Below are 21,481 nucleotides of genomic sequence, written 5' to 3' on the forward strand. Positions count from 1 at the left end.
GATGTCAGGGGCATCGCTACCCACCGGCCGGCGCGGAAACCACCATGGCGCCCGGCAGTCGCCGCGCTCCGGGTGGACACACCGACCCGTCCGGTCCACCCGGACGGCGCCCCCGGCGGCGCGCTACCCCTGCGTCGGCCGGGAGAGGTCCACCCGGATCTTCTCGAAGCCCTTGAACCGCTGTGCGGTGGCGTACATGGTGTACAGCCGCCGGTCGGCGTCCGTCAGCTCCACGTCGTCGGTGAACGGGGTGAGCAGCGCCCGGGGCCACAGCCGGTGGTTGGCCACCACGTTGATCTCCGCCGAGAGCATCAGCACGAACGCCTGCAGGTAGATCCAGGCGATCGCCGCGAGCACGACGCCGAACGTGCCGTAGAGCGCGCTGGCGTGGCTGACCCGGTGGGCAACGTAGCGGGCGCCCTCGGTCTGCAGCACCGTCCAGAAGGCGGCGGCGATCAACCCACCGGTGATGACGTGGCGGACGTGCAGCTTCCACGCGGTCAGCAGGCGCATCGCCGCGGTGAACAGGCAGGCGTTGATCAGGAAGGACAGCAGGTAGCCGAGCAGCCGCCGGCCGATCCCGAATTCGCCGGCGATCGCGCTGGCGGTGGCGACCAGCGTCGTGACCGCCACCGACAGGAACACCCCTCCGCCGAGCAGGAGCAGCAGCCCGAGGCTGCGCAGCCGGGACAGTACCGGGTTGGGCTGTTCGTTGCGTGGGACCCCGTAGATGTGGTTGAACCCCGCCTGCGCGGCCTGCATGGCGCCGAGGCCGCCGTACAGGGTGCCGAGCACGCCGAAGGCGATGCGGGTCGCGCTGCCCCGGAAGCCGGCGATGTTGCGCGCCAACTGCGACCCGATCACCGGGAAGTTCTTCAACGCCGACTGCACCAACTGCTGACGCAGGTGCGGATTGGCCTCCAGGAAGAAGCCCAGCGCGCTCAAAAACAGCAGCAGCAGCGGGAACAGCGCGACGAACCCGTAGTAGGCCACCAGCCCGGCCAGGTACGGACCCCGGTCGTCGAAGAACTTGTAGATCACTGCCAGCGGAAACCCGAGCCAGTTGTGCTCGCGTTGGAAACGGTCCAACCGTTCGACGACGGCCACGACGTCGCCCTACCCGCCGTCCGCAGCCGCGTCACACCACGGGTGCCCGAGCAGCGGCGCACGGTATGAAGCGGCGTGGTCCGGGTAGCCGGCGCCGCGGCCGGCACGGGAGGAGACTGGCGGATGCGGGTCCTACTGGTCCACCCCAGCGTGCTGCCGTACCCGGAGTTGTTCCGGTGGCTGGATCCGCTCGGGCTGGAGCGGCGGCTCGGCCTGAACCACCTCTCCCAGGAGGTCGTCAACCGCAGGCACCTCGGCGTGGCCGCGCTGACCCGGACCGCCGGCGTGCTGACCCGGCGCCACGACGCCGGGCCGGGCGACCGGCGTGAGTGGTACGTCCACACCCGACCGGCCGACCGCAACGGTTCGGGGGCCTGACCCGTGCGGGTGTGGCCGTGAGCGTCGTCGCGGTGCTCGCCGCGGCCGGCTCGGCCGTCTGCTTCGCCGTCGCCTCGGCGCTGGAGCAGAGCGCGGTCAAACGGGAGCAGCCGTCCCGGCCGCTCGACCTGCGCCTGATCGCGCGGCTGGTACGCCAGCCGAGATGGCTGCTGGGGTGGCTCCCGGAGGCCGTCGGCACCGGCCTGCAGGCGCTCGCGCTCAACCTCGCGCCGCTCGCGCTCGTCGAGCCGATCCTGGTCAGCGGCCTGTTCCTGGCCATCCCGCTGGCCGCCATCCTCAACCGGCTGCGGGTACACGTCCGCGACTTCGGCGTGGTGGCGCTCGGCGGCGCCGGCCTGGTCACCTTCCTTCTCGCCGCACAGCCCCGCGGTGGGATACCCCAACCGTCGCTGGTCTCCTGGATCGGCGTCGCGCTGTGGCTCGGCCCCGCCTGGGCCGGCTGCCTCCTCGTCGCCTGGCGGGTGGCCGGCCCGCTGCGCGGCGCCCTGCTCGGCGTCGCCACCGGCCTGCTCTTCGCCGTGGGCGCCTCGCTGCTCAAGACCCTGTCGTCGAAGCTCGCCACCGACCCGCTGTCGGTGTTCACCACCCCGCAACTCTACGTGCTCGCCGTCGTCGGCGGCTGCGGCATCGTGCTCAACCAGAACGCCTTCCAGGGCGGCCGGATCGCCGTTCCGCTCGCCGCGATCACCATCGTCGACCCGTTCGCCAGCGTGCTGATCGGCGTGACCGCCTTCGACGAACAGATCTCCACCGGCTGGCCGCAGGTCGGTGTCGAGGTGTTCGCCGTGCTCGCCATGGCGGGCGGGATCTGGCTTGCCGCCACCAGCCGGGCCGACAGCCGCCGTCAGTCACCCGCCCCGCACGCCCGTACCCAGCCGGAGCAGGCCGGCTGAGCCGCCGGCCCGGCCAGCGACCGTTCCACCGGTCCACGGTCGCCGCGGCTAACCGGGCCCGCCGGGACCGAACCGCCCCGGCTGGTGGAGCGCCGCGGCCGGCCGGGACGGGCTCCGCGGACGGCGGTCGAGCGCCGCGGGCAGCGGAATCCGCCCCCAGGGGACCCGCAGGCTCAGCCGGATCAGCACGAACCCGAGCAGGAACCCGGCGACCGCATCGGTGAGCCAGTGGTGGGCGACGTACGTCGTGCCGACCGCGACGAGCACCGGCGGCACCCACCGCAGCGCGGCGCGGACCGGCCCGGCCAGGTACGGCGCCAGTAGCAGCGCGAGCGTGCCGTAGTAGACGACGCCGTTGTTGACGTGCCCGGACGGGTACTCGACGTGCCCGGGGCCGCTGAACAGCGCCACCGGACCGTAGTGGGGGCTGCCCCGCTCGGTGTAGTCCTTCAGCGGCACGATCGACGCGGTGGTGAGGATCGGGGCGAGCCCGGCGGGCCCGATCGGCCGGACGCTGCGCTCGCGCCAGGCCAGCACGAACCCGACGACCAGGGTGACGACCATGACCGGGCCGCCCTGCCCGAGGTACTCCATGAGCACGACCGTCCACCGGAGCGGCGGCGGTCGATGCGCGTCCACCCGGTCGCGCACCGCGACGTCCAGCCGCAGCAGCGCGGGTACCCGGATCAGGGCGACGGTAAGGGCGGCGAAGGCGGCCGCCGCGACGACGTCCGGCCACCAGCTCGTCGGCCGCATCGCCGCACGGCGTCCACCCCACCGCAGGTCACCGGCCATCCCGGTGGCGATGGTCCGGCTCTGCTGGCCGTGGGTGCGCATGGAGCCCGGTTTTCCGTCTCCGGCCGGCCTAATCATCCCGAGGCCGGCCTCGTCATCGCCGGGGTGCCGGACCGCGTGGGTCGACTCCGTACCGTGGCGAGGGCGTCGGACGGCGGCCACCACCGCCGGGCGCCGCCCGTTACGAACCGGTCCGGCAGGGGTAATGCGGACCCGAGATGTCAGGAGGCCGCCATCCCGCGGACGGCGCCCATCCCGCCGGTGACGCGTCGACCATCGCGCCGCGTCCGGGACCGGGCAGCCACCGATGAGCGGCCGGCCCGCCCTGGTACGACGGCTGGACGCGCTCTTCGGCGGGCAGGCGCGTACCCGGGTGATCCTGCTGTTGACCGCCGTGCTCGCCATGGGCACGGCCGACACCGGCATGGTCGGCGCGCTCGCCCGGGAGCTGGAGGCCGCGTTCCACATCAGCCAGACCCAGCTCGGTCTGTTGGCGACCGCGTCGTGCCGTCAGGGCTCGGCCAGCAGGGCGTCCACCGCGCTGTTCAGCTCGTCGGGTTCGGTCACGCCGACGGCGCGCACCACGCCCCGGGCGTCGACGAGCACGTTCCACGGCACGCCCCGGAGCCCGAGCGCCGCGGCGTACCCGCCGGTCTCGTCGACGAGAACCGTGCCGTCGACGCCCCAGACGGCGGCGAAGTGACGCGCCTCGGCGGGCGCGTCGACGCTCTCCCACAGGTTGATCATGATGATGTCCAGCCCGGACCGGCTGGTACGGCGGCGCAGTTCCTCGATGACCGGCGCCTCCGCGTTGCACGGGCCTCACCAGCTCGCGAAGAAGTTGATGACGTACTTCTTCTCGGCCCACTCCCGGGACGTGCGGATCCGTCCGGTGTGCGCGTCCGGCAGCCCGAACTCGGGCAGCGGCCGGCCGACCGCCGGATGCGCCGCCGCCGATGCCGGGCCGGGCAGCCACGGCCGGTCCACGAACACCAGGGTGCCGCTGCCGGCGTTCGACACCAGCAGCCGGCCGCTGACCGGATCGACGGCGCAGTCCCCGGGCGCGATGTCGACCCGGATCCGGTGCGATTCCCGTCCGCTGCCGGCGTCGATGACGCTGACCGTGCCCGCGCCCCGGTTGCAGACGTACAGCAGGCGGCCGTCCGGCGAGGCGCACATGCCCACCGGCGCCCGCTCCACCCGGATCTCGTCGACGACCGCGCCGGTCTCGAGCGACAGCCGCATGACGGTGCCGTGCAGCGAGTTCGCCACGTACAGGTGGTCGGTCACCGGGTCGACCACCACTTTGCACGGGCCGTCCCCCACCGCCAGCCGGCCCAGCGGTCGCAGCGTGTCCGGATCGAAGACGGTGACCGACGACGACATGAAGTTGGCACAGTAGGCACGGCCCCGTCTGACGTCAACGGCGACGCTCCCCGCGCCGAGCTCCGCGGGTACCGTGCCGACCGGCCGCATGCGGTCGACGTCGACCGCGCTGACCGTGGCGGCCGCGGTGTCCCCGGAGTACACCCGGCGCAGCCCGGGGTGGTACCCGAGCCCCGCCGGGTACTCGCCGACCCGCACCTGCGCCAGCCGCGCCCCGGTGTCCGCGTCGAGCACCGTGACGGTGTCCGACCGGGCGTCCGCGGTGAACAGCCGCCGGGTCGGCGGATCGTGGACGACGGGGATCGGTTCCCGACCGGTCCCGGCTCGCCACACCACCACGGCCCGGTCCAGGTCCACCGCGGTGACCTCGTTGCTGCGGGAACACGCGACGAACGCGCGCCGGGCGGCGGCGTCGACCGCGACCGCCTCCGGCCCCATCCCGACCGGCAGCCGCGCCAAGACGCGGTGGGACACCCCGCACGCCGGACCGGCCGGCATTCGCAGGTGATGTCCTGCGTGGTCCATATCTTTCCGCTGCCCGGCCGTACCCGGCTCAAACGGTCACCGGGGCGCTGGGCCCGGACGGGCGGACGCCATCCGGCGGACCGCCCACCCGGCCACCGCACGAAACCGGTATCACACGACCGGTGCCCGGTCTGCCGTCAGGGGCGCCGGCCGTACACGCGGTACCGCTCGGCATCGGCCCACCGGACTTCCAGGCCGAGCCCGGGCCGCTCGGGATCCGGCCACAGCGCACCGTCCCGCGGGGTCAGCGTGCCGTCGAAGACCAGGTGCTCGATGCGGACGTGGTCGTGGAAGTACTCGAGGTGGCGCTGTCGCGGCACCGCGCAGAACGCGTGCGCCGAAACCGTCGGCGCGCAGTGCGCCGACAGGTCGACGCTGTGCCCGGCCGCCAACCCACCGACCTGCAACACGCCGGTGATCCCGTGGCAGCGCGTGACGTCGGCCTGCAGGCAGTCCACCGCCCGGGGTACGAGCAGATTGGTGAAGTCGCGCAGCACGTACCCGTACTCGCCGGCGGCGACGTCCAGTCCCGGCGGGCCGTGTTCGCGTACCGTCCGCAGCCCGGTGAAGTCGGCCGAGCTGACCGGCTCCTCCAGCCACGACACCCCCCACTCGTCGTGGAACCGGTGCGCCCACGCCAGCGCCCGCTTGTCGGTCAGCCCGCCGTTGGCGTCGGTGAACAGCTCCGGCTCGTCGCCGATGGCCTCGCGTACCGCCGTCAACCGCCGCGGGTCGGCGTCGGGGTGCCGGGAGGTCTTCAGCTTCACCCGGCCGATGCCCTGCGCCACCCAGCCGGCGAGCTGCGCGGCCAGCCGGTCGAGCGGGTAGTTGGTGAACCCGCCGCTGCCGTAGGCGGGCACATGGTCGTGGACCGACGGCAGCGCCCGGAACAGCGCCAGTCCCTCCAGCCGCGCACGCAGGTCCCACAGCGCGACGTCGACCGCCGACACGGCCATCGCACCGGCGCCCGGGCGTCCGGAGTTGCGGATCGCCGCGCCCATCGCGTCCGTGGCAGCGGCCGGCGCCATCGCGTCCGCGCCGGCGACCACGGGCGCCAGTTCAGACTCCACGAACGCCGCGACCGAGACGTCGCCGTAGGTGTAGCCGAGTCCCGTCGCACCGTCCGCGTGCGCCTCCACCAGGACCATCGTCGTCGAAGCCCAGGTCGCCGTGGCGTCCTGCTCGATACCGTCGGGACCGTCGGTCGGGACCGTGAACGCGTGCACCCCGATACGCTCGACGGCTGGTTGGTCACCCATCGGCCATCGCCTCGCGAAACGGAAGGCCTCGTCGCCGCTGCCGTTCTCCGACCCGGCTACCCGGCCGTAACCGACCGAAACGCCCCGCCGCGTGCTCCCCCGACCGGTCGTTTCCTCCGCCCGCCACCGGGCAGGCGGCAGCGACACCACAGGAGAGGGGGAACCCATGGCAACCGGAGAAGGGCGGCGCGTGGTCGTGGTCACCGGGGGCAGCGCCGGCGTGGGCCGGGCGTGCGTGCGCGCCTTCGGTCAGCGCGGCGACGCGGTCGCGATCCTCGCCCGCGGTTCGACCGGACTCCAGGCGGCGGCACGGGACGTCCGCGACGCCGGCGGCCAGCCGAAGACCTGCGAGGTCGACGTGGCCGACCACGATGCCCTCGAATCGGTCGCCGACCGGGTCGAGCGTGAGCTCGGACCGATCGACGTCTGGGTCAACGCCGCCTTCGCCACCGTGTTCGCGCCGTTCATGGAGGTACGTCCGGAGGAGTACCGCCGCGGCACCGAGGTGATCTACATCGGCTACGTCAACGGCACCCGGGTGGCGCTGCGGCGGATGCTACCCCGCGACCGAGGCGCCGTCGTCCAGGTCGGATCCGCGGTCGCCTACCGGGGGATCCCGCTCCAGACCGTGTACAGCTGCGCCAAGCACGCCATCCAGGGTTTCACCGAGGCCCTGCGCTGCGAACTGCTGCACGACGGCAGCAACGTCCACATCACCATGGCGCAACTGCCCGCCCTGAACACCCCGCAGTTCGACTGGGTGCTCTCCCGGCTTCCCCGGATGCCGCAGCCGCTGCCGCCGGTCTACCAGCCGGAGGTCGCCGCCAAGGCCGTCGTGTACGCCGCCGACCACCCGCAGCGCCGCGAGTACTGGGTGGGCGGGTCGACCATGCTCACCATGATCGCCAACAAGGTCGCCGCCGGCCTGTTCGACCGCTACCTGGCGCGCAAGGGCTACCAGTCCCAGCAGAGCGACGTGCCGGCTACCGACCACCCGGCCAACCTGTGGCAGGCACCCGGTCGACGACGGAACCGGCCGCGACTTCGGCGCCCACGGGTCGTTCGACGGCCTGGCACACGGCCGCAGCCCGCAACTGTGGGCGTCCCAGCACCACCGGCTGCTCGCCGCGGCCGGGGCGGGGCTCGCGGCGACCGCCGGGGTGCTCTGGTCGCAGCGGCGGTGACCGGCCCGGGCGTACCCCGGTGCTGCCGCGCGTCGGCCCTCCACTCAGTCGGCGGCGAGGGCCACCGCGGCCTGCAACAGCAGCGCGTGGACGAATGCCTGCGGCAGGTTGCCCCGTAGCTGGCGCTGCCGCACGTCGTACTCCTCGGCGTACAGGCCCGGCGGCCCACACGCCGAACGGTTGCGCTCGAACCAGGCGCGCCCGGCGACGCGCGCACCCGCCCGGTGCGCCGAGAGCGCCGCGACCAGACCGCACAGCAGGAAGGCGCACTCCGCCTCGCCGAGCGGACGCTCGTCCGGCCGGAAGCGGTACAGGTACCCGTCCTCTCCCAGGTCGCGGATGACCGCCCGGTGGGTCGCCACGACCCGGGGGTCGTCCGGCGGCAGCGCACCGCGCACCGCGGGTAACAGCAGCGCCGCGTCGAGCCGGTCGTCGTCGAAGGCGCGCTGCCAACGCCCGGACGGGTGCAGTCCGTGGGCCGCGGTGTGCGCGAGGATCTTCTCGGCGCACGTCAGCCAGTCGGCCGCCTGGGCGGTGGGCGCCACCCGGGCGGCCGCCTTCAGCCCCGCGACGCACGTCAGCTTCGACTCGGTCCAGTGGTGCGGTTGCAGTTCCCAGATGCCGGCGTCGGGTTCGCGCCAGCGCTGCCCGATGGTGTCGGCGGCGATCTCGGCGGCGTGCCAGGACCGCGCGTCCAGCCGGTCGCGCCCGCCCGCCGCGGCGAACAGCAGCAGCGCCTCGCCGAACACGTCGAGCTGGAACTGGCCACCCACCCAGTTGCCGACCATGACCTGACCGCCCGGGTACCCGGGCAGGAAGTCCAGCGGCCGCTGCTCGGGCACCGGGTCTCCGACCGTGGTGCAGGCGGGTGCCATCGCCGGCCCGTCGGCCAGCAGTCGGTCGGCGATGAACGTGACGGCCGCGTCCGTGAGACCGTCCGCGCCCACGACGGCGGCCGCCTGACCGGCGAAGCACTGGTCGCGGATCCAGGCGTACCGGTAGTCGTAGCTGCGCCCGGCGCGGGCCCGCTCCGGCAGCGACATGGTCACCGCGGCCACCATGCCGCCGCCGGGGCAGGTCAGGCCGCGCAGCACGGCGTGGGCGTGCGCGGCGTCGCGCGCCGCGACGCAGCCGGCGAACGACGGGCGGTCCGACCGCCACGTGTGCCCGGTGGTCAGCCACGCCTCGTTCGGATCCGGTGGCGACCCGTCGAACCGCTCGGGGCCGAGCTCCATGACCAGGTCGTGGTAGCCGCCCTCGGGAACCTCGATCACCCCGGACAGGGCGCCGTCCTCATCCGGCCGCGCTCCCCCGCCACCGGTCCACCGTACGTGGAGACCGCCGGTGCGCCCGGTCCACACCGTGTCGTCACGGTGCAGGTCCCGTAGGGGGTGGCGGCCGAACCCGGCCCGCGGGTCGAGCACCACCCGTACCGTCGTCCGGCCCTGCACGGCGTGGATGCGCCGCAGCAGCACCACCCGGCGGGGGTGGCCGGGGAAGGCCAGCGCCTCCCGGCACTCGACGATCCCGGTGGTGGTCACCCACCGGCTGGTCCAGATCAGGGTGCCCTGCTCGTAGTAGCCGCCCCACACGAACCGAGGGTTCGCCGGGGTCACCAGGTACCGGCCGGGACCACCCAGCAGGCCCGCGAACACGGCCTCGTCGTCCCAGCGCGGCGCGCACATCCAGTCGATCTCCCCGCCCGGACCGATCAGGGCGCCCCGGTGGCCGTCGGCGAGGACCGCGTACTCCCGCAGGACGTGCATCGACAAACGCCTCCCCTACCCGGGCGGCTCTCCCCCCGGCCCGGGCGGATGGACCCGCGGTCAGGGTCGGGCTACCCGCCGGTACGGGTTCAACCGGGCCGCGGACAGGTTTCCGTCTCGGGCCGGCGGGGAAGACACCGCGGCCCCGCTCGACCAGCCGCCTACCGGTTGACGTGGACGCGGATGCGCGTGCCCTCGCCGCCGCTGTAGACGCACACCAGGTCACAGAGCCGGTGTGCCATCAGCAGACCCCGGCCGCCGGTGCGGTCGACGGCGGGCGGGATACGGCCGACCGTCGGGTCGGACAGGCGGCCGGGGTCGTCGACCTGGCAGACCAGGACGTCGGCCTCGACCCAGATCGAGACGCGGCCCGGCCCATCGGCGTACTTGCAGGTGTTGGAGACCAGTTCGTTCACCGCCACGCACAGATCGTCGACCCGGTCGGCGCTCAGCCCCGCGGCGGCCGCCCGCGTGGCGACGAACCGCCGCACCTGGCGCAGCATCGACTCGTCCGAGTACACCATGGTCACCGCCGTGGCCGGTGGTGCGGGCGGTGGCCGCTCGTGCAGGACCATGATCTCCGGAGCGGTGTAGTCGGGGCTGAGGGCGACCCCGGAGCCGTACGTCAGCAGCGGATGGGTACGCACGGCGTCGGCCAGCGCGGCCTCGGGCAGGCCCGCGGCGTCGTGCAGGCACAGCATGGCCGCGTCGTGGTCGGCGAACACCGCGTTGATCGCCGACTCGTGCGCCACGCAGGCCTGGTACTCGAACCCGCCGCGGCCGGGCCAGATCGACTCACCGACGACGCGCACCCGCCGGCCGGGGTGTGCGGTGGCGAACGGCCACAGCACTTCCGGGATGATCCGCCCGGGATTGCGGGTGGCCAACGCGGTATCGAGAAACCGGACTCCGGTGGCATGCCGGCCGATCCGGTCACGGATCAGGTCGACGTGCGCGCCCGGCAGGGCGACCAACACCGGCTCGCCGGCGTCCAGCCCCTCCCGGACGAACGTGACGACGCCCGCCACGAACTCGTCGGTGTCCCGGTAGAACAGGGCCATGTGATCGAAGTGCCCGCCGGTACGGGCGCCGGCCGTCTCCGCCGGCGTCAGGTCCGCAGACGTCATGCCGCCCGCTCCCGGACGACGAGCGGTCACCAGCAGATCCGCGGTCGCCATGTCGGCGAACCGCAGCCCGGTGACGTCGAGTACCCGTCCGCCGTGACGACCAGCCGCTGTACCTCGTCGTCGTACCGCCAGCAGGCGCCACCACCCCGCCGCAGCCGCTCCACCGCCATCGGGGAGACCACGTCCCGTCGCCTCCCTCGACCTCGTCCAGGCCCACCGTTCCGCCGGCGCCACCGGCGTCAGAAACAGCCCGCAGCCTCCCGAAAGGCCGGGCCGTCATCGACGGTAGCCGAGCGCGTCGTTCATCGACAACGAGCCGTCGTCGCTGCTCGTTCCGCGCGGGAGGGCGACGGTGAACCGGGCACCGCCCTCAGCGGCGTGGCCGGCCTCGATCGCACCGCCGAGCCGCCGTACCAGCCGGGCGGCCAACGCCAGGCCGAGCCCGCTGCCGACTTTGCGGACGCCCCGGTACCGCCGGTACAGGGCGCCCCGCTCGAACGCGACCGCCAGGTCGTCGTCGGTGAAGCCGGGACCGCCGTCGCGTACCTCGACGATCCCGCCGTCCGGGTCGGCCCGTACCGCGAGCACCAGTGGCCCGCCCGGCGGAGTCACCCGCAGCGCGTTCTCGCACAGACCGTCCACGACCTGACGGATGCGCCCCGGGTCGGTGCGCACCACGACCGGGCCGGCCGGCAGGTCGGTGCGCAGCGGCACGCCGACGGCCGCGGAGCGCGGAGCCCACGCCCGGGCCGCCGCGCCGATCAGCTCGGTCAGGTCCGCCGGTATCAGTTCCACCGGCAGGTCCGCCGCCTCCAACCGGGCCAGGACGAGCAGGTCGGAGATGAGACGGTCGAGACGAGCGGCCTCGTCGAGGATCGTGCGGCCGGACGCCGGCGCATCGCCGGCCCCCAGGACACCGTCGGTGAGCGCTTCCGCGTACCCGCGGATGGTCGTCAGCGGGGTACGCAGGTCATGGGAGACCGACAGCAGGAATTCACGCTGGCGTCCCTCGCTCGTCGCCAGGTCGGCGGCGAGCTGGTTGAACGCCGTGGCCAGCTCGGCCATCTCGGTGGGCGAGCGCACCGGGAGCCGTACCGTGCGGTCGCCGGCCCCGAGCCGGGCGGCCGCCACGGCAGCGTCCCGGATCGGGGTGGTCACCAACCGGGCCAGCAGCACACCGGCGCCGATGCCGCCGGCCAGGCCGGCGGCGAGCGCGAACCAGAGATCACCCAGGAGCGGCGCGACGGACGCGGTGACGACCGGCGTGGTCAGCACCACGCCGTTGCCGGTCGCGGCGAGCGGGCGTCCGACGACGAGCACCCTCGTGCCGTTCACCACCCCGCGCTGGTCGACCGGCGACCCGGCCGCCACCCGCGTGACGAGCCGGGCGGGCAGGCCGGGCTGGTCGGCGCCGCCACGACGGATCAGGTACACCTCGATGCCCTGCTGGCGCAGGCGGCGGACGAGGTTCTCCCGGTCGGCCGGGTGCGCGGTGGCCAGCACATCGCCGGTGAGCGTGCTCTTGTCCACGAGCCCCTGGCGTGCCTGGCGGTTGGCGGAGCCGACCGCCACCGGCATCGCCACCAACGCCGTGACGACCACCGACACGATCACCGTGACGCAGGTGACCAGGATCGCGCGGGCGGAGAAGGTACGGATCATCGGCGGTCGTCGGCGGTGTGACCGGCCCACCATGCTGCCATCATCCCTCGGCCGCCGTCATGATCCGTGACGAGCCCGCGGGGGATGTCCGCGCCGCGATGGACGATCGGCGCGGCGACCGGACCCGGCGCCGCGACGCCGGGTCCTTACCCGGCCTCAGATCCTCAACTGGTCGACGCGGTCGGCGGCGCCGTCGGCTTCGCCGTACCGTGAGCGCCGCTGATGGCCTTCCAGTCCTTGTGCACCTGCTGGCGGTCCGCCTTCACCGCCTGCAGCGCGGGCCGGGCGGCCTCGAGACCGGCACGGTTCGTCGCCGCGTCCACTTCACGCCGGGCCGTCGTGGCGTCGGCGATGAGCTTGTTGAGATCGCCGTTGAGCTTGGCCTTCTCCGCAGCGGTCAACGTCGAGCTGGCGTTGACGCGCTGGCGTGCGGCGGTCGCCTGGTTGATCTCCTTGGCCAGGTGCGCGTCGAGCCGCTGCTTGATCTGGGACACCGACCACGGCGAGGCACTCGTGCCGGCTCCCGGTGGCGATGGCGGTGGCGGAGTGGTCTGCGCCGCGGCGGCGGTGGCGCCGGAGCCGAGCAGGGCAGCCACCATTGCGCTTACGGTGATTGCTTTGTGAGTCAGTTTCATCGGTAGCGACTCCCTCGAAGTCGAACCGGAAGGAAAGGGTCGAACCGAAGGACCCGTCCTCCCGCTCCGTACCCGGTTCCCATCCTGCCGATGACATGCTCACTGTCCACCAAACCCAGGTAAAGCTTGTGTAAGCGTGCCGCCCGCGCCGGTGATCGTGCCGTCCGCGCGCTCCGGCACCACCGCGTACCTGCCGCACCAGGTGCGTACGCGATACGGCAGGCCGGTCTGCGACCTCGGGACCCGCGACGGCGCACCCCGCCGAGGGACCTTCGGCCCTGTCCCCCCGCAGGTTCCCTGAGCAAAGGTGGAACACGGAACCCGGATGCCGGCGGGGTGATCGACAATGACGTTCGCCGTCCTCTTGATCGTGCTGACGACAGTGGCGGCCGTGGTGTCCGCCGCCGGGGCGGTCGCCAGGCACCGAACCCGGGATGCGGCCGGGCCGCGGCCGGCGCAGCTGCGGGCCGGCCTCGGGACGGTCGCCCGGACCGACCCGCACGGCGAGCGCGCGGAGTCCGTGCTCACCACGTCGCTGCTCACCGGCCGCCTCTCGGCGGACGAATACCGGGACGAGATGGCCGTGCTCGCCGCGCGGGACGCACGGCGCCATCCGCTGGTCGCCCCACCCGACCGGTGACCGCGCCGTCCTGGTACGTGTCACCCGGTGGGCGCTCCGCGTCGCCGGCCGCTACGCGGAGCCGAGCCGACGCCGGACCGGCTCGCGACCCGGCGGCTGGCTGGGGCGCGGACCGGGCTCGACCGGCGGGATGGGGTACCTGGCCGGCTGGCCGGCCACCAGGCGGAAGACCCGGCCGTGATGGACCAGCTCGACCGGGTCGCCACTGTCCAGCGAGTAGGTCGCCGCGGCACCGGTGACGTTCACGCACAGCCGCTGTCCACGCCACAGCAGGCCGAACGTGAGACGGGTCAACGGTCCGGGCAGGCGCGGGGCGAACGACAGCGTACCGCCGGTGTCGCGCATGCCGCCGAACCCCGATACCAGCGCGATCCACGCGCCGGCCAGGGACGCGATGTGCAGCCCGTCGCTGGTGTTGTGCTCGAGGTCGTCGAGGTCCATGCGGGCGGCCTCGCCCAGATACTCGTAGGCGAGGTCGAGGTGGCCGGTCTCGGCGGCCATCACCGCCTGGGTGCAGGCCGACAGCGACGAGTCCCGTACGGTCAGCGGCTCGTAGTAGGCGAAGTCGCGGGCCTTGGAGTCGGCGGTGAACGCGTCGCCCCGCTTGTGCAACGCGAGTACCAGGTCGGCCTGCTTGACCACCTGCTTGCGGTAGATCTGGAAGTACGGGAAGTGCAGCAGCAGCGGGTACTGGTCGGGTCGGGTGTTGGCGAAGTCCCACACCGCGTGGTCGGTGAACTCCTCCGCCTGCGGATGCACGTCGAGCTTGTCGTCGTAGGGCACGCACATCTCGTCGGCGGCCCGCTGCCAGGCGGCGATCTCGTCGTCGTCGACGCCCAGCGCCGACGCCTCGTCCGGGTGGCGCCTCGCGGCCTCGGCGGCGCCGCGCAGGTTCCGCTGGGCCATCAGGTTGGTGTAAACGTTGTTGTCGGCCAGGGCACTGTACTCATCCGGGCCCGTCACCCCGTCGATACGGAAGCCGCCGTCGGGATGGTGGTAGCCCAGCGAGGTCCACAGCCGGGCGGTCTCCACCAGCAGGGCGAGCCCGATCTCACGGTCGAACCTCTCGTCGCCGGTCGCGTCGACCAGCCGGATCACCGCGTCGGCGATGTCGGCGTTGATGTGGAACGCCGCGGTGCCGGCCGGCCAGTAGCCCGAGCACTCGTCGCCGTTGATGGTCCGCCAGGGGAACGTCGCGCCGTCGAGGGTGAGCTGGCGGGCCCGCTTCCGCGCGTTCGGGAGCGTCCGGTGCCGCCACCGCAGCGCGTCGGCCGCGGCGTGCGGGGTGGTGTAGGTCAGCGCCGGCAGCACGTACGTCTCGGTGTCCCAGAACGCGTGGCCGTCGTAGCCGGGGCCGGTCAGCCCCTTGGCGGGGATGGGCCGCTGTTCGGCCCGGGCGCTGGCCTGCAGCACCTGGAACAGGGCGAACCGCACGGCCTGCTGCACCTCCGGATCGCCCTCCAGGTCGACGTCGGCGCGGGACCAGTAGTCGTCGAGGTACGCACGCTGCTCGGCCAGCAGGCCGTCCCAGCCGGTCTCCCGGGCGAGCGTCAGCGCGGCCTCGACCTGGGCGGAGATGGCCGGGATCGTGCGCTGGCTGGACCAGCCGTACGCCAGGAACTTCACCACCCGCAGCGACTGGCCGGCGGCCAGCCGGGTGGCCAGCGTGTACCGGGCGGTGTCCTCGGAGCACTCGATCTCGGTGTGTACCTCCGCCGGGCAGTGCACGGTGTGGTCCATGGCCGCGCCGATCCGGCGGCCGCTCTCGCGCGTGCTGTGCACCAACCGGGCCCGCGCGCCGTGCGCGGTGTGCTGCTCGGGCCGCAGCGGCGTCGTGAGGACGGCCGCGGTCCGCGGGTCGCCGGACACCAGCGGCAACTGCTCGTTGGCCACCAGCTCGGACTGGAGCACGACGTGCAGCGGCGCGTCGACCGGGCGCACCTCGTACGCGATCGCCGCGGTCGCGCGCTGGGTGAACGACACCAGCCGGGTCGACGTGACGTGCACGCCGCGACCCGACGGAGAGGTCCACTCGGCGGTGCGCCGCAGCACCCCGTCGCGCAGGTCCAGTACCCGCTCGTGCGCGCGCAGGTCGCCGTAGCGCACGTCGAACGGCTCGTCCTCGACCAGCAGCCGGATCAGCTTGCCGTTGGTCACGTCGATGACCGTCTGACCCGACTCGGGATAGCCGTAGCCGGCCTCGGCGTACGGCAGCGGCCGGAACTCGAACACCGAGTTGAGGTAGGTGCCGGGCAGCCCGTGCGGCTCGCCCTCGTCGAGGTTGCCGCGCAGGCCGATGTGCCCGTTGGACAGTGCGAACACCGACTCCGACTGGGCCAGTACGGTGAGGTCGAGACGGCACTCGCGGATGTCCCACGGATCGGGCGGGAAGGCCGAATGCGTGATCATCGGCTGGTTTCCGGTTCGACCCGGTCGCGCGGTTCGGCCCGGTCGCCCGGTTCCGCCCGGTCGGGTAGTTCCGCCCGGTCGGGTAGTTCGGCCCGGTCGGGTAGTTCGGCCCGGTCGGTTAGTCCGGCGAGGTCCGTGGCCACGGTGTCGGCGCCGGGGGCGCTGCCATCCATGATCTGCTGTTACCCATCGCCGGGCCGGCTACTCCTCCTGCGCGGTCGAACCGCCGGCCCGCCGCCGCTCCCGGTGATCACGAAGCCGCGTGACGCGCCGGTGCCGTGACCGGATCCGGCCTATCATCCTGGTCCGCGGGCGCGGCGGTGCCGGCGAGCAAGCCACCCGCCACGGAGGTCGTCGAGGCTCCCGACGGCTTCTACCGGCTCGTCGACAGGTAGCGCGCCGACGGCGCCGAGGTCCCGCAACGGAGCGGAGGGTCAGGCCGTGGCCGGCGGAAGCGCCACGGCCGGCCGAAATCTCCATAGGACAGTCCGGAGGACGTGGCGACCCCTGCGATCGGGGCACCCGCCGATCGAGGTCCCCGGCGCGAGCACCACCTCGCTGAGCCGGAGCGGGAACGTGGTGAGCAGCTCCCGCGCCGCCCGGGCGGCGCGGGAGCTGCCAGCGGCACTGCGTGCAGTACTCGATCTCCAACCGCGGCTGCCTCGTCGTCACGGTCATCGAGAATGCCGCTTCCGGCGCGGCCGGGGGGCCGGTGACCCGCCCGCACCACAGCTCAGATTGATGGAACAGAATGTCGGCATGACGGAGATGGAAACGGTACGCGTGGCGTCCGATGACTATGACGCGGCACATGCGGGCGCGCACGCGAGCCCGCTGATGCGGCGCCTGTGGTCGGAGGCGATGGGCGACCAGTATCCGGCGGAGGTCGAACCGTTCAGTTCGTGCTCCTGGTGGCTGCTGGGTCACGTCGTGGCCGCGTTGCGACTGCGACCCGGCGGACGGCTTGTCGACCTCGGCTGCGGTCGCGGCGGTGCGGGCCTCTGGCTGGCGCGTGCCCTGTGCGTACATCTGGTCGGGATCGATTTCAGCGCCGTCGCGGTGGAACTCGCCCGGCAGCGCGCCGGCGAGTTCGTTTCACCGGAGCGTGCGGAGTTTCGGCAGGGGACGTTCGCACAAACGGGCCTACCAGACGAGTGCGCCGACGGGGTGGTGAGCGTCGACGCGCTGCCGTTCGCCAACGACCGGGTGGCGGCGCTACGGGAAGCCCGACGGATCGTGGTTCCCGGAGGGCGGGTGGTGCTCACGGCGCGTGAGCGGCCCGCGGATACCGACGACTGGCCGAGCATGGCGGCCGCCGCGGACCTCGACCTGGAGGAGTCGTTGGTCAACCCGTATGCCGATGACTTCTGGCCACGGCTCTACGCGCTGTGGGAGGCACACGAGGCGGAGCTGCGGTCCGAGGTGGGCGAGCGCGCGACCGACAACCTGCTGCGCGAGGCACGGACGGCGCGACCCGGCCAGGACGGGCACCGCGCGCTGTTGCTGGTGCTGCGCCGTCCCGAGGATCGGTAACCGGCCCGCGTCGCCTCAGCCGGGTCGACACTCGGGACCGGCCCCGGCCGGCACCCCTCGCCGGCACCTTCCTGTCGCAGCGCGAGTACGAGGAGGCCGAGGTCGGCGGCGCGACCGACAGTCGCGAATAGACGGTGGCGAAGTCGTTGCGGCCCCCCGCGATCGGACCGGTCGCCGATGGATAGGATCCCGGCCGTGATCATGAAACGACGGCCCTTCGCTGTCCTTTTAGGACTTTCGGTCACCCTGTCGGCGGTCGCCCTGCCACCGGCCCACGCTGACGAGACCGAACCCGCCAAGGCCACCGAGCCGCCGAGGGTGGAGCTGGTACTCGACGTCAGCGGATCGATGCGCGCCAACGACATCGGCGGCCGCAGTCGGATCTCCGTGGCCCAGCAGGCGTTCAACGAGGTGGTGGACGCCCTCCCCGACCAGACCCAGCTCGGCATCCGGGTGCTCGGCGCGACCTATCCGGGCGACGACAAGGCCCTCGGCTGCAAGGACACCCAGCAGCTCGTGCCGGTAGGACCGGTCGACCGGGCCGCCGCCAAGGGCGCCATCGCCACCCTGCGCCCCACCGGATTCACCCCGGTCGGGTTGGCGCTGCGGGGCGCCGCCGACGACCTGGGCACCGGTGAGACCCCCCGCCGGATCGTGCTGATCACCGACGGCGAGGACACCTGCGCCCCACCGGACCCCTGCGACGTCGCCCGCGAACTCGCCGCCCGGGGCACCCAGCTGGTGGTGGACACCCTCGGCCTCGCGCCCGACGAGAAGGTGCGCCGGCAGCTGGTCTGCATCGCGACCGCGACCGGCGGAACGTACGCCTCCGCACAGACACCCGAGGAGCTGACCGGCCGGGTCAAGCAGCTCGTCAAGCGGGCCAAGGACACCAACGCCCCGGCCCCCGCGCTCGTGGCCGGCGGCAAGGAGTGCGCCGGGGCACCCCTGCTCTCCCCCGGTGTCTACACCGATCGGGAGAAGATCTCCGAGCACCGCTGGTACCGGGTGCCGGTCGGCGCCGGCCAGGAGCTGCGCGCCTCGGTGAGCATCGCGCTGGACCGCCCGGTCAACCCCGACTACGGGGTACTCCTGCGGGCGACCGCCGCCGACGGCCGGGAACTCGTCCGCGGCACGGACGCGGGCAGCGGACGTACCGATGCGCTCTCCACCGGCCTGCGCTGGTCGGCTTCGGAGCCGGACGCGGATGCCGACCCGTCGGCGGGCGACCCCGCCACAGCGAGAGCCGTCTGTCTGGTCATCAGCAACTCGTTCGCCAGCCCGGCCGGGGCGGACGCCGCCCCGGGGATGCCCTTCGAACTGACCGTCGACGTCGTCGCCGCCTCGCCCGCGCCGGACGCGCCGGGCCTCGGCCGGGGCTGGCTCCTACTGCTCGTGCTGACCGCCGCCGGCCTGCTCACCGGTGTACTCGCCGGCTGGTTGACCCGCTGGTGGGTCGCGACCTGGAGGACCAACTGATGCCCAACCGCACCCGCCGGGCACGTCCCCGACCGTACCTCCGCCTCGCCGCCGCCGCGCTCGCCGCGACGGCCGGCACCGTCGCGCTGCCGACGGCCGCCGCGGCCACCCCGTCCCCCTCGCCCGGCGCCAGCACCGTCGACCGGGCGGGAACCTCGTTCCTCACCGCCACGTCGGTCGACCCCGGCCAACCGGTCCAGGTCGCCGCCTCCACCGGTGACTACCTGTACTGGTCGTTCCGCGCCACCGCCGGGCAGACCATGGAGGTCACACTGACCGTCGCGCTCCCGCCCGCCGCCAAGCGCACCGGCGCGTCCACCTGGACCGTCGACGTCTTCGACGGGCTCCGCCGGCGGCAGGCATGCACGGCCGGCTCGCAGACACCGACCGCGAAGGCCGACGCCACCACGGTCGCCCTCGGCTGCACCCTGCGGCGGGTACGTTCCTGGGCCGAGCCGTGGTCGGGCGACCCGCTCCCCGGCACGTACTACGTCCGGCTGTCGGTCACCGACCTGCCCGAACCGGACCTCGGCCTGCCCATCCAGGTCGACATGCTGATCGGCGCCACCGACGCCGGCACCAGCGCCGACGACGGCGAGCTCAAGGCGCCACTCGTCCCGGCGGCCAGGCCCGGCAAGGCCACGGCGGCCGGCTCGGCCGATCCTTCGGCCAGTCCCGCCCCGGTGCCGGTGGCAGCGACCGGGGCGCTGGACTGGCTGCCCGACCTGTCCGCCCGCTGGATCTGGACCACGGTCGGTGGTGTGCTGGCCGCCGTCGCCGGCGTCGTCGGTTTCTCGCTGACCTGGCGCCGCCGGACGTGACGTGACCGGCCCCTTCCCGTCGCCGCGCGGGAAGGGGCTCCGGCACCCCGCGGTCAGCCGGGGTCGGCGACGACGCGGTTGCGACCGGCGCGCTTGGCGGCGTAGAGGTTCCGGTCGGCCCGGGCGAGCAGCGCGGCGACCGTACCCTGTCCATCCGCGACGGTCGTGACGCCGATGCTGGCGGTCACCGGGAGGTCGCCGGTGACCGCCTGCCAGCCGTGGTCGGCGATCGCCCGGCGCAGCCGCTCGCACCGGCGCACCGCCTCGTCGGCCCCGGTGTCGGGAAGGACGAGCACGAACTCCTCGCCGCCGAACCGGGCGGCCACCGCCGGGCCGGTGGCCGCGTCGCTGAGCAGGTCGGCGAGCCGCTGGAGCACGGCGTCACCGGTGGCGTGCGACAACGTGTCGTTGATGCGCTTGAAGTGGTCGAGGTCGACCAGGGCCACCGACAGCGGGGCGCGGCGGTCGGCCGCCTGCTCCAGCACCAGCGGCAGCCGCTCGTCGACGAAGCGCCGGTTGTACAGGCCGGTCAGCGCATCCCGCAGGGCCAGCTCGCGGAACCGCAGGCTCTCCCGGCGCGCCTCCTCGGTCTCGAACACCGCCTGCAGGGTACGGGCCCGGGCCTCGCGCTGGGTGGACTGCTGCGCCTGGGTCTCGGCGTGGAAGGCGCGGTACTCCTCGTACGCCTCCCGGTACCGGCCGGTCGCCGCGTGCAGCTGCGCCTGCTCCTCGCGTACCCGGGATCTGGCCGACGCCAGGTTCCGCTCCTCGCACACCCCGGTCGCCCGGTCCAGGCTGGCCTGCGCGGCGTCGACGTGCCCGCGCAGGCGCTGCGCCTCGGCCACCGTCAGCAGGCACTCGGCCAGCGCGTTCGGTTCGGTGAGCAGGTGCCCGGCCGACCCGTCCAGAAGCGGGCGCAGGGTCGCCTCCGCCTCGGCGTACCGGCCGCGGGCCAGCTGGATGCGCGCGATGGTGTCGAGGACACTGGCGCCGAGCGCGCTGCCATGCCGGGCGGCGACGGCGTGGATCTGGTCGATGAGGCGCTCGGCCCGCTCGTGGTCACCGCTCCGGCACGCCGTGTACGCCAGGTTGTTGAGGATCTGCAACGACAGCTCGCCGTCGCCGATGGCGGTGGCGATCTCGAGCGCCTCCTGGTTGCGGCGGCGGGCGTCCTCGGGCGCTCCGGCGTCGTAGGCCACCATCGCCAGGATCGCCAGGTGCTTGGCGCGCAGCCGCGCCGGCACGTCCTCGGCGAGGGCCGCCACGCACTGGACCGCGTGCGCGAACGCGTCGGAGACGTCACCGACGTGGTAGAAGAACAGAGCGAGCTGGCGGTGGCTGCGGGCCAGCAGGTGGGCGTCGCCGTGTTCGGTGGCCCACGCCCGCGCCTGCTCGGCGATCCGGCCCGCCTCGACCGCGTCGCCGTCCCGCAGCAACGCGTCGGCACGCACCAGCCGGGCCCGCATCCGCAGGCCGGGCAGGCCCCACTCGGTCGCGAGCCGCTCGGCGCGCTCGGCCGGCACCACGACCGTCCGGTACCGCCCGAGGGAGACCAGCTCCATCTCCCCCAACGCCGCCGCCACCCTGGCTTCGGCCTGCGGCGACCACGCCGACAGGTCGGAGAGGTCGTCGATCACGTCGACGACCGGCTCCGCCGCGCCGACGGAGCTCCGCGCCGACGCCGTGCGCAATGCCAGGTCCATGGCCGCTCACATCCACCTTCGCGTCGCCCAGGGGCAACTCGCCCAGGGGTAGGACGCGACGCTACGCCGGCCGGGTTGCGATGCCCGGCACACGTCGGTTGCCGTGCGGGTGCGTCCCACGCGGCCGACCGGCCGGCGGTACGGGCGGTCAGCGCGCA

Annotated in this window: 18 protein-coding genes and 2 pseudogenes; 7 read left to right on the forward strand and 13 right to left on the reverse strand. The window is 73.6% G+C overall.

What is annotated here, in order from left to right; all coding sequences use genetic code 11:
* Positions 1-123 precede the first annotated feature (123 nt).
* Positions 124-1,107, reverse strand: a complete 984-nt coding sequence (locus tag ACNTMW_RS02580) for a YihY/virulence factor BrkB family protein (RefSeq protein WP_426631669.1) — start codon at positions 1,105-1,107, stop codon at positions 124-126.
* A 123-nt stretch (positions 1,108-1,230) separates the two neighbouring features.
* Here ACNTMW_RS02580 and ACNTMW_RS02585 point away from each other — a divergent pair, with 123 nt between their 5' ends.
* A complete protein-coding gene (locus ACNTMW_RS02585; protein WP_426631670.1) occupies positions 1,231-1,485 on the forward strand; it encodes a hypothetical protein in 255 nt (84 codons plus the stop codon).
* A 17-nt stretch (positions 1,486-1,502) separates the two neighbouring features.
* Entirely contained in the window at positions 1,503-2,399 is an 897-nt protein-coding gene (locus ACNTMW_RS02590) for a DMT family transporter (RefSeq protein ID WP_426631671.1), read from the forward strand.
* Positions 2,400-2,447: 48 nt separating this feature from the next.
* Here ACNTMW_RS02590 and ACNTMW_RS02595 read toward each other — a convergent pair whose 3' ends face one another.
* From ACNTMW_RS02595 to ACNTMW_RS02610, 4 genes and pseudogenes are all read right to left on the reverse strand, one after another.
* Positions 2,448-3,236 (reverse strand): phosphatase PAP2 family protein, encoded by a 789-nt coding sequence (locus tag ACNTMW_RS02595; protein ID WP_426631672.1) that lies wholly within the window; start codon positions 3,234-3,236, stop codon positions 2,448-2,450.
* Between the two features lie 468 nt (positions 3,237-3,704).
* Positions 3,705-4,004, reverse strand: a pseudogene (locus ACNTMW_RS02600) (TlpA family protein disulfide reductase); the annotation flags it as partial.
* Positions 4,005-4,016: 12 nt separating this feature from the next.
* On the reverse strand, positions 4,017-5,054 hold the full coding sequence (locus tag ACNTMW_RS02605) for a hypothetical protein (RefSeq protein WP_426631673.1): 1,038 nt from the start codon (positions 5,052-5,054) through the stop codon (positions 4,017-4,019).
* Between the two features lie 188 nt (positions 5,055-5,242).
* A complete protein-coding gene (locus ACNTMW_RS02610) occupies positions 5,243-6,364 on the reverse strand; it encodes an enolase C-terminal domain-like protein (protein WP_426631674.1) in 1,122 nt (373 codons plus the stop codon).
* 166 nt (positions 6,365-6,530) lie between these two features.
* Here ACNTMW_RS02610 and ACNTMW_RS02615 point away from each other — a divergent pair.
* A pseudogene (locus ACNTMW_RS02615) lies at positions 6,531-7,548 on the forward strand (SDR family oxidoreductase).
* A gap of 44 nt (positions 7,549-7,592) precedes the next feature.
* On the opposite strand, the gene ACNTMW_RS02620 reads toward ACNTMW_RS02615, so the two are convergent.
* The 5 genes from ACNTMW_RS02620 to ACNTMW_RS02640 form a co-directional block, all read right to left on the reverse strand.
* The gene (locus ACNTMW_RS02620) at positions 7,593-9,314 is read right to left on the reverse strand and encodes a glycoside hydrolase family 15 protein (RefSeq protein WP_426631731.1); all 1,722 of its coding nucleotides are present in this window, start codon (positions 9,312-9,314) and stop codon (positions 7,593-7,595) included.
* A gap of 161 nt (positions 9,315-9,475) precedes the next feature.
* Positions 9,476-10,441, reverse strand: a complete 966-nt coding sequence (locus tag ACNTMW_RS02625; protein ID WP_426631675.1) for an anti-sigma factor RsbA family regulatory protein — start codon at positions 10,439-10,441, stop codon at positions 9,476-9,478.
* Positions 10,442-10,467: 26 nt separating this feature from the next.
* Positions 10,468-10,623: a hypothetical protein gene (locus ACNTMW_RS02630; RefSeq protein WP_426631676.1), complete on the reverse strand. Its 156-nt coding sequence runs from the start codon at positions 10,621-10,623 to the stop codon at positions 10,468-10,470.
* A 94-nt stretch (positions 10,624-10,717) separates the two neighbouring features.
* A complete protein-coding gene (locus ACNTMW_RS02635; RefSeq protein ID WP_426631677.1) occupies positions 10,718-12,136 on the reverse strand; it encodes a HAMP domain-containing sensor histidine kinase in 1,419 nt (472 codons plus the stop codon).
* A gap of 131 nt (positions 12,137-12,267) precedes the next feature.
* A complete protein-coding gene (locus ACNTMW_RS02640) occupies positions 12,268-12,702 on the reverse strand; it encodes a hypothetical protein (RefSeq protein ID WP_426631678.1) in 435 nt (144 codons plus the stop codon).
* Positions 12,703-13,084: 382 nt separating this feature from the next.
* Between ACNTMW_RS02640 and ACNTMW_RS02645 the strand changes: the two genes are divergently transcribed.
* Positions 13,085-13,378, forward strand: coding sequence for a hypothetical protein (locus ACNTMW_RS02645; RefSeq protein ID WP_426631679.1), 294 nt, complete (start codon positions 13,085-13,087; stop codon positions 13,376-13,378).
* Between the two features lie 51 nt (positions 13,379-13,429).
* Here the strand turns inward: ACNTMW_RS02645 and ACNTMW_RS02650 are convergent, their stop codons facing one another.
* Both ACNTMW_RS02650 and ACNTMW_RS02655 read right to left on the reverse strand, forming a co-directional pair.
* Complete coding sequence (locus tag ACNTMW_RS02650; protein ID WP_426631680.1) at positions 13,430-15,787, reverse strand: glycoside hydrolase family 65 protein; 2,358 nt, start codon at positions 15,785-15,787, stop codon at positions 13,430-13,432.
* Complete coding sequence (locus tag ACNTMW_RS02655) at positions 15,784-15,960, reverse strand: hypothetical protein (protein WP_426631681.1); 177 nt, start codon at positions 15,958-15,960, stop codon at positions 15,784-15,786. The genes ACNTMW_RS02650 and ACNTMW_RS02655 overlap by 4 nt, the downstream gene beginning before the upstream one ends.
* 586 nt (positions 15,961-16,546) lie before the next feature.
* On the opposite strand from ACNTMW_RS02655, the gene ACNTMW_RS02660 reads away from it, so the two are divergent.
* The 3 genes from ACNTMW_RS02660 to ACNTMW_RS02670 all read left to right on the forward strand — a co-directional run bounded on the left by ACNTMW_RS02660 (position 16,547) and on the right by ACNTMW_RS02670 (position 19,620).
* Positions 16,547-17,320, forward strand: coding sequence for a class I SAM-dependent methyltransferase (locus ACNTMW_RS02660; RefSeq protein ID WP_426631682.1), 774 nt, complete (start codon positions 16,547-16,549; stop codon positions 17,318-17,320).
* A gap of 195 nt (positions 17,321-17,515) precedes the next feature.
* Positions 17,516-18,799, forward strand: a complete 1,284-nt coding sequence (locus ACNTMW_RS02665; protein WP_426631683.1) for a VWA domain-containing protein — start codon at positions 17,516-17,518, stop codon at positions 18,797-18,799.
* Positions 18,799-19,620, forward strand: a complete 822-nt coding sequence (locus ACNTMW_RS02670) for a peptidase (RefSeq protein WP_426631684.1) — start codon at positions 18,799-18,801, stop codon at positions 19,618-19,620. Before ACNTMW_RS02665 ends, ACNTMW_RS02670 begins: the two co-directional genes overlap by 1 nt.
* Before the next feature lie 53 nt (positions 19,621-19,673).
* Here ACNTMW_RS02670 and ACNTMW_RS02675 read toward each other — a convergent pair whose 3' ends face one another.
* Positions 19,674-21,323 (reverse strand): GGDEF domain-containing protein, encoded by a 1,650-nt coding sequence (locus ACNTMW_RS02675; protein ID WP_426631685.1) that lies wholly within the window; start codon positions 21,321-21,323, stop codon positions 19,674-19,676.
* Positions 21,324-21,481 lie beyond the last annotated feature (158 nt).

The organism is Planosporangium spinosum (genome assembly GCF_049999945.1).
GTDB lineage: Bacteria > Actinomycetota > Actinomycetes > Mycobacteriales > Micromonosporaceae > Planosporangium > Planosporangium spinosum.